Annotated in this window: 10 protein-coding genes; 8 read left to right on the top strand and 2 right to left on the bottom strand. The window is 44.9% G+C overall.

All coding sequences use genetic code 11. The annotated features are described in order from the left end of the window. The first annotated feature begins 63 nt into the window (after positions 1–63). From AC58U0_RS10875 to AC58U0_RS10905, 7 genes are all read left to right on the top strand, one after another. On the top strand, positions 64–1,728 hold the full coding sequence (locus tag AC58U0_RS10875; RefSeq protein WP_497379018.1) for a type 2 periplasmic-binding domain-containing protein: 1,665 nt from the start codon (positions 64–66) through the stop codon (positions 1,726–1,728). A 23-nt stretch (positions 1,729–1,751) separates the two neighbouring features. Beyond that, entirely contained in the window at positions 1,752–3,995 is a 2,244-nt protein-coding gene (locus tag AC58U0_RS10880) for a GH32 C-terminal domain-containing protein (protein WP_497379019.1), read from the top strand. 40 nt (positions 3,996–4,035) lie between these two features. Then, positions 4,036–5,004 (top strand): carbohydrate kinase family protein, encoded by a 969-nt coding sequence (locus AC58U0_RS10885; RefSeq protein ID WP_497379020.1) that lies wholly within the window; start codon positions 4,036–4,038, stop codon positions 5,002–5,004. Then, positions 4,991–6,463, top strand: a complete 1,473-nt coding sequence (locus AC58U0_RS10890) for a glycoside hydrolase family 32 protein (RefSeq protein ID WP_497379021.1) — start codon at positions 4,991–4,993, stop codon at positions 6,461–6,463. Before AC58U0_RS10885 ends, AC58U0_RS10890 begins: the two co-directional genes overlap by 14 nt. A gap of 160 nt (positions 6,464–6,623) precedes the next feature. After that, positions 6,624–7,595 carry a Gfo/Idh/MocA family protein gene (locus AC58U0_RS10895; protein WP_497379022.1) on the top strand — a complete coding sequence of 324 codons (972 nt, stop codon included), beginning with the start codon at positions 6,624–6,626 and terminating at the stop codon, positions 7,593–7,595. 388 nt (positions 7,596–7,983) lie between these two features. Beyond that, positions 7,984–8,628 carry an FMN-dependent NADH-azoreductase gene (locus tag AC58U0_RS10900; protein ID WP_497379023.1) on the top strand — a complete coding sequence of 215 codons (645 nt, stop codon included), beginning with the start codon at positions 7,984–7,986 and terminating at the stop codon, positions 8,626–8,628. A gap of 39 nt (positions 8,629–8,667) precedes the next feature. Beyond that, entirely contained in the window at positions 8,668–8,958 is a 291-nt protein-coding gene (locus AC58U0_RS10905) for a hypothetical protein (protein ID WP_497379024.1), read from the top strand. Positions 8,959–9,351: 393 nt separating this feature from the next. Here AC58U0_RS10905 and AC58U0_RS10910 read toward each other — a convergent pair whose 3' ends face one another. Next, a complete protein-coding gene (locus tag AC58U0_RS10910; RefSeq protein ID WP_497379025.1) occupies positions 9,352–9,960 on the bottom strand; it encodes a TetR/AcrR family transcriptional regulator in 609 nt (202 codons plus the stop codon). 152 nt (positions 9,961–10,112) lie between these two features. Beyond that, on the bottom strand, positions 10,113–12,434 hold the full coding sequence (yicI, locus tag AC58U0_RS10915) for an alpha-xylosidase (RefSeq protein ID WP_497379026.1): 2,322 nt from the start codon (positions 12,432–12,434) through the stop codon (positions 10,113–10,115). 130 nt (positions 12,435–12,564) lie between these two features. Here yicI and AC58U0_RS10920 point away from each other — a divergent pair, with 130 nt between their 5' ends. Further along, positions 12,565–13,461, top strand: a complete 897-nt coding sequence (locus AC58U0_RS10920) for an AraC family transcriptional regulator (RefSeq protein ID WP_497379027.1) — start codon at positions 12,565–12,567, stop codon at positions 13,459–13,461. Positions 13,462–13,519 lie beyond the last annotated feature (58 nt).

Here is a 13,519-nt window from a genome sequence, read left to right on the forward strand (position 1 = left end):
TGTGCATCCAAGGATCAGGCATAAATCGTAATGGGCTACATACAAAGAGGAGGGTATCGACAAATGAAAAAAAGACTAACGACAGTAACGATGGTAACGATGAGCTTAAGTTTGGTATTGGCAGCATGCAGTGACAAAGCACCGGCAGCGAAAGATGCCGCATCTGCATCCCCGCAAAACAGCGAGAAAGCATCCTCCAAAAGCTTCAACGAAAGCGGTTACCCGATTGTAAAGGATAAAGTTACGCTGAAAATGGTATCGCCCAAAGCACCGCTTGCGCCTAATTATGGCGAAATGGAAATATTTAAACGTCTAGAAGAACAGACAAATGTACATATAGATTGGGATAATGTGCCAGAAGCGAACTATAACGATAAGAAGAACATCCTGCTAGCTAGCTCCAACTTACCGGATGTCTTCTATGGTGCTCGCTTCACGGATAACGATTTGGTGAAATACAGCAAAGACGGTACGATCATCCCTCTGAATGACCTCATCGATAAGTATATGCCTAACGTGAAGAAGCTGTTTGAAAAAAGACCGGAGCTGAAAGCGTTCGTTACCGCGCCTGACGGGAAAATTTATTCGCTTCCTGTAGCGGAAGAGTTAGGTAAAGGGCAGGCCGGCATCGGCTCGAATCCGGATTTTCTCTTCTTGAACAAAGCTTGGCTGGATAAGTTGAGTTTGAAAATGCCTACGACCATTGAAGAGTTGCATAATGTGCTTACCGCTTTTAAAACGAAAGACCCTAATGGGAACGGCAAGGCCGATGAAGTACCGATGTCCTTCATGAATACCTTCTGGACCGGAGATATTGGTTACTTGTTCGGAGCTTTCGGCGTCCCAGACAAAACGTATCAGCCTGGCGATAACTCGTTTATCGAGCACTTGAATGTGAAAGATGGCAAGGTGAATTACGCCGCAATTGATCCGAAATATAAAGAGGCAGTCGCGTATTTCCACAAATGGGTCGAAGAGGGCCTCGTAGATAAGGATTCATTTACTTTCAATAATAATCCGGCACCCTACTTTGCAAAGGGAAAAACGAAGGATGTTACGCTAGGTTCCTACCTCTGGTGGGAAGAGACGGAAATTGTTGGACCAGATCGCTCCAAGGATTATGCACTTGTACCGCCCTTCAAGGACATGGTCGTGAAATACAACAATGGCTCTCCTTGGAGTCGCGGGGGTCCTGTCATTACGAAAGTGAACAAAAATCCAGAAATCACAGCCAGATGGCTAGATTTGCAATATGAGCCAAAGATGGCCGCTCAGCTTCATTGGGGACCGATTGGCGTCGTATTCGATGAAAAAGAAGGCAAACTGGTGCAGAAACCGCTTGATGCAGGCGTAGCAGCAGGCGAATTCCGTCAAAAAGTAGCACCGAACATGACCGGTGTCATCTTGGCGGAGGATTTCCAAAATCTCGTCGCTCCTGAACCACGTGCCTTGGAAAGAATGAATCGGATTAAAGATACTTTTGTTCCGCAAATGGAAAAAGAGAATTACCCGAGCATTTTCTTTACACCGGAAGAGTTGGATAAAATCAGTAAAATCAAACCCGATATTGCCAAGCTGACCAATGAAAAACGCTCCAAATGGTTGATGGAAGGCGGCGTTGAGAAGGAATGGGATACTTATTTAGCGACACTGAAGAAAATGGGATTAGATGACTTATTGAAAATCTATCAGGATGCATTGGACCGTTACAATAAAGCGGCCAAGTAACGGGATAACAGGAGGTATCGAGCATGGAACCTATTGCCTATTGGTCCTTCGATGAGGGGCAGGGGCGCATAGCGCATGATCCGTATTCGGGTAGTGGGGATTCAATTCAATATGCCCTTACGAAAGGTCGGTATCAGCCGCCGCAAGATCCGGTTTGGCGGAATGGGATCCGTGGAAGTGCGCTGTTGTTTGATGGTTATTCAACATGGCTGCAGCGCACAGTAGACAAGAGTCCTAAGTTGTCGAGATCGTTGACGATTACCGCTTGGATTGCTCCGCGCAGCTATGACTTCGGAGATGAGCAGCGGCTCGCCGCCATCGTCAATCAACATGACAGAGAACGCTGCGAGGGTTATGTCTTCGGTTTATCTCGACATGGATCATGGTCACTCCAGCTTGCGCTTGGCGATCAATGGGTAGAGGTTTGGTGCTATAATCATCCACTCCCTAAGGGAGAATGGTCCTTCGTCGCCGCTACTTACGAAGCGTTAACCGGACAGTTGAAGCTGTATTTGAACGGATATATGGTTGCAGTAAAGCACCATGGGCAGGAGAATACTTTGATTACTCCTAGTCAGGAAGATTTGATAATCGGGCGCAATAACAAGGGTGTTATTTTGGCAGAAGCCTTCACGATGAATATGTTCGACGGTTTGATGGATGAACTTTGTCTATATGATCTCGCGATGTCTGAGGATGACATCGCGAGATCTTACCGGGAATATTTAATCGAACACGGCGGAGCTGCACCCGCTATTCCTTACGAAGATCTGGCCATACCTAGAGCTAACTTTGTTCAGGATCGGCATCGTCCGGTGTATCATTTAACTTCGCCGGGGCATTGGATGAACGAACCGCATGCGCCGATTTATTTCAATGGACACTACCATTTGTTCTACCAATTCAACCCAAACGGCCCATTCTGGCATTACATTCATTGGGGACATTGGGTGAGTGAAGATTTAGTTCATTGGCGGGACCTTCCGGCAGCTTTGGCGCCGGAGCCCGGCCTTGATCCGGATGGCATCTGGTCAGGAAGTGCAGCTTATGATGAACACGGTTATCCGGCCTTATTTTATACAGCAGGGAATAACGCATGTTCTCCCAATCAATCGGTGGGTCTGGCTCGAACGACTTATCAGCGGGATGGAGACTTAGATTTGAAGACTTGGGTGAAGCATCCCGAGCCCATCGTGGTTCAGGATCCTGGCGTTGGATACTTTGGTGAATTCCGTGATCCCTTTGTATGGAAAGAGAATGAAGAATGGATCATGCTCGTCGGCACGGGGATAGAGGGACAAGGCGGAACCGCGATGGTCTACCGCTCTGCAAACTTGACCAACTGGACGTGCGAAGGCCCACTGTACGTAAGTAATTATGAGAAATATCCTTACCTTGGCGTTGTATGGGAGCTGCCAGTACTGCTGCCGTTAAAGCGTAATGGTGAGGAAACAGGCAAACATATTTTGCTGATTAGCCCATGGGGGCCTGAGGCTAAAGTAGAAGTGAATTATTGGATAGGCGCATGGGATAATGCGCGTTACCAGTTCATTCCGGATCATGAAGAGCCGGGACTCATCGATGTAGGTGATTTCCATTTCACCGGTCCGAGCGGCATGGTGGATCCCGTAACAGGAAGAACGCTTCTATTTACGATTGCACAGGGTGAACGTACACCTGAAATCGATTACGATTGCGGGTGGTCGCACGGCGCTGGCATGCCGATCAGCTTGACTCTAAGAGAGGATGGGCTGCTTGGGATCGAACCCATTGAGGAAATGCATCAACTCCGGGGGATAGAGCTTCTGAACGTACGGGATCTTAGTTTGGAGGAAGCGAATGAGAGCTTGCAGCACATTCGGAGTGATACGTTTGAGATAGAGCTAACATTTGGTTCAGTAGCAGAGCACCAATATGGAATCACGTTAAGACGATCACCAGATGGAGAAGAGGAGACCGTTCTCTTCTATGATCAAGATCGAGAGCGGCTTGGCGTGAATCGAAATAAAACGACGTTAGATACGCGTGAACGAACGACTGGCATTCAAGAGGGGCTGCTTGAGCTTCACGGTGAACCGCTGCAATTGCGGGTGTTCGTAGATCGTTCATTGATCGAGGTCTACGCCAACGGGCTAAAAAGCTTAACAACACGCGCCTACCCATCTAGACTAGACGCACTAGGGTTGCTTTTGCACGGGGATCGAGACATTCGAATCACCTCCATGCGAATATGGGAGATTAAACCGGCATTTCAGGTGTCGATGTAGAGAAAAAGTGGATGAACAATATCGGGAGGTAGAGAGAGCGATGTATGATATCGTTGCATTAGGTGAAGTGTTAATCGACTTCACACCAGCTGGAAACTCAGAGTTAGGTTATGCTTTATTTGAACGCAATCCTGGAGGCGCGCCTGCCAATGTGCTGGCTGCCTTAGCCAAGTGGGGCAAGCGGACTGGCTTCATCAGCAAGGTTGGATCGGATATTCATGGTCATTATCTAGTGGATACGTTGAGAGAGTGCGGCATGGATACGCAGGGCGTAGTGATGAGCAGCGAAGCAAATACGACGCTGGCATTTGTTCAATTGGATGCGAGTGGCGACCGCTCCTTTAGCTTTTATCGTAAGCCTGGAGCTGACACCTTGCTGACGGAAAATGAGGTGCTCCTCGATATGATCGCGCAGTCGAAGTTATTTCACTTTGGCTCGTTGTCCATGACGAATGAGCCATCGGCCTCCGCGACAAGGAAAGCCCTCCTGTTCGCCAAAGAAAATGGCTGCACGGTATCGTTTGATCCCAATTTGCGAATTCCGCTTTGGGACGATTTGGAGCATGCCAAACGTATGATGGAATATGGCTTGGCGCATGCTGACATCGTGAAAATATCCGAAGAAGAACTCATTTTCCTAACGGGTGCTGCGAATCTTGAAGAGGGATCACGCATGCTATATGAAACCTTTGGCCCTTCTATCATTTTAATTACGCTGGCTGAAAAAGGTGCTTTTTACCGATTCGGTCAAGTAACGGGGAGCGTTAGTGGTCATACAGTAGATGCCATAGACGCTACAGGTGCGGGGGATGCGTTCTTTGGAGGTTTCCTTAACAGTTGGATGGATTCTAATCAAGCCATTCACACAATGAGTGAAACTGAAATTCGAAGGATGATCAGCTTTGCCAATGCAGCAGGTGCCTTAGCGACAACCCGAAGAGGGGCTATACCGGCGATGCCGAGCCTAGAAGAGATACGAAAGGTGACGAAGCATCATGATAACAGCTAACAATCAAACCAAATTCCGGCCGCAGCTTCATTTCACACCGAAAGATCAGTGGATGAATGACCCGAATGGGATGGTATTTTATGAGGGGGAGTATCATCTTTTCTATCAATACCACCCCGAAAGTACAGTTTGGGGACCTATGCATTGGGGTCACGCTGTCAGTCAGGATCTGGTTCACTGGGAGCATCTTCCCATAGCGCTTGCGCCTGATGAACACGGTGCTATTTTTTCAGGCAGCATAGTGGTAGATAAGCACGATACGAGCGGCTTTTTTGGCGGTAAGTCAGGTCTAGTTGCTATTTTCACACATCATGATACGAAGCCGGGGACTGATCTAACAAGGCAAAGACAAAGTCTTGCTTACAGCATGAACCGAGGGCGGACGTGGACAAAATACGCAAACAACCCCGTACTAACGGAAGAAGATCTGCCTGATTTTCGTGATCCCAAAGTATTCTGGTACAATCCTCAGCGAAGCTGGGTGATGGTCATTGCTGCGGGCGACGAGGTCCGATTTTACAAATCACCGAATTTGAAAGATTGGACCTATTCGGGTGAATTTGGGTTAGGACAAGGCTCGCATGACGGCGTTTGGGAATGTCCAGATTTATTCGAACTGCCTGTAGATGGCGATACCATCAACAAGAGATGGGTGCTTATTGTTAGCATTGGAGAAGATGCCAACTTTGTGGAAGGATCACGCACGCAGTATTTCATTGGTTCTTTCAATGGGGATACTTTTGTCCCAGAAGAATCTCCGGCTCCACTTCTTTGGCTGGATCACGGGAGAGATAACTACGCGGGCGTCACGTGGTCAGACGTGCCTGAACAGCAGGGAAGACGCCTGTTTATCGGATGGATGAACAATTGGAAATATGCCAATGTGATTCCAACCTTCAATTGGAGAGGAGCGATGACGCTTCCTAGAGAGCTAACACTTACGGCGGAATTGGAGGGAGTTCGGCTCCTTCAAAAGCCTATTCGTGAGTTCCAGGCTCAAAGGCGGAGTGAACAGAGTTGGGCAGCCTTTGAGCTGAGCAATTCAGAATTAACGATAACTCATGGCGATTTGCTTGAAATCATCGCTGAATTTGAGTTTGATGATGAGTTAGAATTTGGTTTGAAGCTAAGAGCCTCCGAATCAGAGGAAACAATCGTTGGATATAGCACTCATGAGCAACAGCTGTTTATTGATCGCAGTCGTTCTGGAGCTATTGATTTTCATAGCGATTTTGCATGCAAGCACAGCGCTTTATTAAAAGCGGAGACTGGAAACGTTAAACTGCATATTTTCGTGGACAGATCGTCCGTCGAAGCTTTTGCGAATGACGGGAAACTCGTCATGACGGATCAGATTTTCCCATTATCCTCGTCAACAGGCATAAAACTGTATGCGAAAGATGGGAGCGTTAAGGTTAAATCCCTAACGATTTATATGCTTAATTCTATATTTGATTAAGGTTATTCCTATATATTAAGAGAGCTAGTTCTTCGAACAACAGAAGAACTAGCTTTCTTATTTATTTCTATTCGAATGCTCGACGAACACTGACTTTGTATTTAAGTATGATGCTATAATAAGACTAGCAAAAATATAATAAGAACAGGAGCAAGTAATCATGTTACATATCGGTATTATCGGTACAGGCGGGTTCAGTAAGATGCACGCAAAAATTTTAAATGAAATGGAAGACGTGCAGATCCAAGCGGTATGCGGGACGAGTAAGGCAAAAGCGGAGGAGTTCGCTTCAGCATACAGCATTCCCTCCAGCTATGAAAATGTTAGTGAGATGTTGGACTCGGAACGCTTGGATGCCGTATATATTCTAGTACCGCCAATGTCGCACGGGGAATTTGAAATCGAGCTAATTGAAAAAGGCATTCCTTTTTTTGTTGAAAAGCCACTTGGTGTGAATGCTGAGCAGCCCTATCAGATTTTAACCGAATTACGCAAGAAACCCCTGATTACGTCCGTAGGCTATCATTTTCGTTATACAGATACAGTAAGTCAGATGAAACAATTGTTGAGCCAGCAAAATGTCGGCATGATTACAGGCAATTGGATGGGAAATATGCCTCAGGTTGCATGGTGGAGAGATCAAGAGAGATCAGGCGGACAATTCATAGAACAAAGCACACATTTGGTCGATATTCTGCGTTACTGTATTGGAGATATTGAAGAAGTCTACGCTTTGTATGGCAATCAAGTGATGCACAAGCAATTTGATGGGGTAACAGCAGCTGATGTAGGAACGGTGACCTTGAAATTTAGCAGTGGTGTTATCGCTAATATTTCTAATACGTGTGTACTGCCAAGCGGTTTGGGCAAAGTGGGTATTACCTGCTATACGCAGGAGGGCATGCTGGAGTGGGATACGGAGCGTTTGAAATTGATCGAAGCTCATGCAACCTCTGAAATTAAAAGATTGGTTAATCCCTATTACGTAGAAAATGAAGCCTTCATTCATGCATTGAAAACAGGGGATACCGGGCGTATTCTTTCTGATTATGAGGATGCTTTTAAGACACAACAGGTAACTGTTGCTGCATTGGAATCAGCGAAATCGGGATTGCCCGTTCGCATTGTTTAAGTAAAGAAGCATACTTAACAGTGAAAATATCATTGTTAAGTATGCTTTTTTTTTAATGAAAGCCATAGTAAACTTATAGAATCGGAATTCATATTCCGTTTAATTGACGGTTAACCAAGTTGCATGATATTATCGATGTGTAATGCGGAATGTTAATTCCTTTTGGTTTAATTATCATTCATGGAAGAGTAAATTATTATTAATTAACAAAGAATATAAATAAGGATTTGGACTTTTATGATAATAATCATCATTATTGTTATATTTCTGATTTCCGCAATCTTGCATTATAAAAAGACAATAACCGATAGAAATCTAACGCTTATTTGGCTTTTGGCAATTATTTTTGCTGGAATATTCAAATGATCACTTAGAAGGAGAGATTTTGATGAATAAAATGCTTGTTATAAATGCTCATCCCAAAGTAGATTCTACATCATCTTTTAGTCTGCAGGTTTTAAACCATTTCTTGAAGGTGTTTAAGGAACAAAATCAAACGGAGACCATTGAACAAATTAATCTTTATGATGATCATGTTCCTTCCGTTGATCGTACGGTCCTAAGTGCATGGGAGAAGTTGGCAAAAGGAGAGCAGTTAACTGACGAAGAGCAAGAGGTTACTAGTCGGATGTCTGAAATACTAAAGCAATTCAAAAGCGCGAATAAATATGTCATTGTCATGCCATTGCATAACTTTAACATTCCATCCAAGCTCAAAGATTATATGGATAATGTCCTTATAGCCCGTGAAACTTTTAAATATACGGATACCGGCTCAGAGGGCTTGTTAAAGGACGGCCGCAGCATTCTTGTCATTCAAGGAAGCGGCGGGGTATATACCAATAATGATTGGTATACAGAAGTTGAATACTCTCATAAATACCTCAAATCCATGTTTAATTTCATTGGACTTGAGGATTACCAAATCATTAGAGCTCAAGGAACTGCATTCCTAAATCGAGATGAAATATTAGCGAATGCCAACAAAGAAGCTGAAAAAGCTGCTGAGCGTTTATCTGGTGTTTCTGTGTAATTTAAATGAATTCAAATGATTTATTGAGGCTGCTGTCCAATGACACAAAAGTGCCTACATAATTTTATAGTAGTCTTACGACACAAATTCACCTACTGCGGCTCTGACAATAGATATCTGTTATGTAACATCGGGTCGTTGATCGGAAAGTTTGAAAATGGAATTGGCGTGTTTAATCAAGTGGTAGAAACACCAGACGGAAAACCGCTGCACATGAGATTCACTTGGGATGAGATCACGGAGGATACCGCTCGCTGGCAACAAGCTTTTTCGTTTGATGACGGCAAAAACTGGGATACCAATTGGATTATGGAGTTTACGAGAAGATAACCGCTCATACACCCAACTTCTTGCACGTAATCGAAGACGTATGTGTAAGGTGCAACAAAGAAGGTCTTTATTCCTCAACTGCCTCAAAAATGATGAATACATTAGAGGGGCTGCTTTTTCATGGGTATATGCATCTATCTACCAATGGCAGGCTTCCACTAAAGGGAACGTAGAGGCGCTATTTGCGTGAAATATGCTCAAATTCAAGAAAAGAGGAACGTAGTGACTCTATTTCGTTGATTTTAGCTTCGAATAGCTCTAATTGCATTGAATAACGTCCTCTCGTTCCGCTAATTCAATTTTCAGCTCATTTCATCCACTTTAGCGGCTTGTAGTTCCGTTAAGAACAACGCTGACCCCCAAAAAAGGTCCTCCCCCTAATGGTGGAAGTCCTTATTGCTTTACAAGCCCTAATAGAATCATGTCGGAAACCGTTTCTGTAATTTTCTCCGCGGGAACATGCTCTTTTAATTTTAGAATGAGATGGGGGTTAATCATGTTGATAATGAGCAATTCCAGCAGTTTCGGATCGCCTTCTCTAAATAATTCTTCTTCTTGGCCTTGTAGTATAATATCTAGCACGCTGCCCTCTATAGCGGTTAATAGGGAGGCTTTCATTTCATCGCCCAATTCACCTATCGTTGCCAAATGAAGCCCCATACTATGTATTTTTCCATATTGTAAGTGCGAAGCTGAGAAGATTTCAAATAATAGTCGGATTTTTTGATCAGCGGGCATGTCCATTTTGACGACTTGCAATTGCTTTTCTTTAATTTTTTGGAAAATGTCGGTGACTACAGCAGTGGCTAACACGGTTTTATTGGAAAATCGCCGATGGACAGTTCCTACGCCTACCCCTGCTTCATTCGCAATTTCTTCGATGGTAGCGTCATAGCCTTTCATAGCGAAAACTTTATAAGCAGCAGTTAGAACTCTTAGTGTATTTTGATTGGCATCTTTACGATTGCTTGGCGTTGATAAATCCGAACCCTTTAGTGGCATCTGCGAGCTCCTTATCGTATGTGTTGTTAGTAACCGGAATGTGAATTCCTTTTATATTATACAGTAGTTATAGACCGGTGTATAACTGCTAATCCTTGCAGAAGTGGAAAACGGCTGACCCTGTATGAATAACAGGGCCAGCCGTTTATTTATTACAATCTTACTGCTATCTTTGATGTGCTGGGTTCTGGAGTTAGCACGATGCCGATTGCTGATTTTGTCCAAGATGCGCCTTCTACGGATGAGATTTGATTGAAGCCTCTCAGTACAAGGGTATAAGGTTTCGTTCCGCCTTGAACAGAAATGTCGATCAGCTCATTCATTCGGACTGCTTCTACGGTTAATTGCAGATTAGCTTGTACATCATAAATTGACGTTTCCGCGGCTGCTCCATCCCCCAGTTCAAATAAATGAAGAGATACACCATCCGCATAATCGTAATCGGGCTTCTGCTCATTTGCTCCTATGGCAAGCAGCGTATTCGGTTTAACTAGCAAGGGCAGCGTCATATAGCCATGAGTTTCCTCCTGCCATTTCCCGCCTTCAACAACTCTTCCGCTGAAGAAATCGGTCCAACGTCCTTCGGGAACATAGTACATCACAGTTCCTTGCTCATTAAAGATTGGGGCAACGAGCAGGTCATCTCCTAACATGTACTGCGTATCCAGGTGATGAGTGGACGGGTCTGATGCGAAATCAAGCACCATTGCGCGCATCATCGGTATCCCCATTTCTGTAGATTGGATAGCACTTGCAAACAGATAGGGCATTAACGTGCTTTTTAGCTTTGTAAAATGTCGGAGAACATCGACCGCTTCTTCGTCAAACAGCCATGGAACACGGTAAGATTCATTGCCGTGCAGACGGCTGTGCGAAGACAGCAGGCCGAAGGCTACCCAGCGTTTATAAATATCGGGCGGGGCTGTTTTTTCAAAACCGCTAATGTCATGGCTCCAGAATCCGAAACCGGATAAACCGAGGGAAAGGCCTCCGCGAAGCGACTCCGCCATGGAGTCGTAGTTGGCCGAGCAGTCGCCGCCCCAGTGTACGGGAAATTGCTGCCCTCCGGCCGTAGCAGAGCGGGCAAATAACATAGCTTCGTTCTTGCCGAGTTTTTCTTCCAGTACTTCAAATACGGCTTTATTGTAGAGGAATGTATAGTAGTTATGCATTTTCAATGGATCCGAACCGTCGTGGTATTTGACATCGGTCGGGATGCGCTCGCCGAAATCCGTTTTGAAGCAATCCACGCCCATATCGATCAGCCGTCTTAAATGACCTTTGTACCATTCCGTGGCTTCCGGATTGGTGAAATCGACAAGCCCCATGCCGGCCTGCCAGAGATCCCACTGCCAAACGTGATCATCCAAGGTTTTGACCAAATACCCCTTGTCCATGCCTTCTTGAAAGAGCGGTGATTTCTGGCCAATGTACGAATTGATCCAGACACATATTTTCAGTCCCTTGTCCTTAAGCCGTCCCAGCATTCCTACCGGATCGGGGAACATATCGGCATCCCACTCAAAGTTGGTCCATTGATATTCCTTCATCCAGAAACAATCAAAATGGAACACATGCAGCGGAAGGTCTCGTTCAAACATGCCGTCAATGAAACTGTTCACGGTAGCTTCATCATAATCTGTCGTGAAGGAGGTTGTTAACCACAAACCGAACGACCATGCCGGCGGCAGAGCGGGTTTGCCGGTAAGCTTCGTGTAATTATTTAGAACATCTTTTAGCGTTTTGCCGCCAATAATGAAATACTCCACACTTTCGCCTGGTACGCTGAACTGGACTTTGGACACAACCTCAGATCCGACTTCGAACGATACGTGTTCGGGATGATTGACGAAAACACCGTATCCTTTACTAGATAAGTAAAAGGGCACATTTTTGTAGGCTTGTTCACTGCTCGTGCCGCCATCTTCATTCCAAATATCTACGGTCTGCCCGTTCTTCACTACATTTGTAAACCGTTCTCCGAGTCCGTAAATATGCTCACCAATACCAAGCTCAAGCTGCTCGCGAAAGTAAATCTCTTTGTTAGCTGTCGTAATATGTCCCGCACCTTTGCTGTTGGTGCCAGTTAGACGCCGGCCTTCGAAAGAAAATTCAGCTCCCCACGTACTATGTTTGTTGGCTTTTACGCTTAATCCGCCGGATGTCATGGTCACATGATCGTTACTGTCATCGATTGAAACCGGAGTCTGCGGATTATCGAACAATTCAAAAGCGGGTCCTTGCGAACGTTTGCCTGCATGATGTGTCCAACGTACACGGATGATATCGGGAAGGGGCGAGCTCAGTTCACATGTCAGCATCGCACCATTTAAAGTATCCCCTTTTCGCTGAATCTTCCGTGCGGCAGCATATACAGTCAGACTGCTATCTTCTTGATGAACATCGCGGACATCGACAGGATTAAGAACGGTGTACCCTTCTTTTGCCATCCAATAACCGTTAGAAAATTTCATTACCATCATCCCTTCAAAGTGTTGTAATATAATTATATTGATTTAAAAACTCCATTCCTTTCGGTATATTGTGAAATAATATCAGTATTTTGACATACGATTTGAAATTTTCTAAGGGGGGACTGCCGCCATGCAGCAAGCCAATTTAAAAGAGGACCGCATTCACGGTGATCCGCTTTATCCAATTCGAGTGTATGAAATCTGCTGCCAGCCAGGGGAAGAACTGCTTGATCTCCATTGGCATGATGAGCTGGAATTTCTCGTGCTTACCAAGGGTAAGGCCGTATTCCGTGTTTCTATGGATGACTATGAATTGGAAGCCGGCGAAGCGATTTTCGTGAATTCCGGTCAGCTTCATTCTGGTCGTATATCCACAAACGAAGAATGCTGCTTCACCGCTGTGGTGTTTCATTCGGATATATTGGGAGGCGAGAGGTTTGATCTCGTTCGTGAGAAATATATTAATCCGCTAATCCAGCAGAAATTTGTCACTCCTGCCCATATCACCCATCATACTGCTGAGGAGAGGGAGCTATTAGCGTTGTTGCTGCAAGTGTTCGAGTTGAATATTAATGAAAGGCCGTTATATGAGCTTTCTACAAAAGCATTGCTACAATTGATCATTTCAAAGCTAATTATGCTGGGAGGTCCTGCTTTTCGTGAGCTTCCGCTTTCCGTCAACCCTACGCACATAGATCGATTAAAGCTGATTATCGAATATATGCAAGTAAACTATAGCAGCCCAATTCGATTGGAGGACCTCGCGGCGATCGTTTCTTTTAGCGAGTCTTATTTCTGCCGATACTTCAAGGGTTTTACAGGAAAAAGCCCACTGGAGTACTTGAACCAAGTGCGCGCACAGCGAGCGGCTTTACTCCTGAAGGATACCAACAAAAAGATTACAGAGATTTCGCTTGATGTCGGCTTCAATACGTTGAGTTATTTTATAGGTGTGTTTAAAACGCATTTTGGTCATACACCTTCTGAATACCGAAAAAGATTAAGGACAAGTGAGGGAGTGGGTTGATATTCACGAAACATTGTTTCTAGTTGAATTAAGCCTGATCGGGGGAGTGATTATCGTT

Source organism: Paenibacillus sp. J31P190, assembly GCF_059692075.1.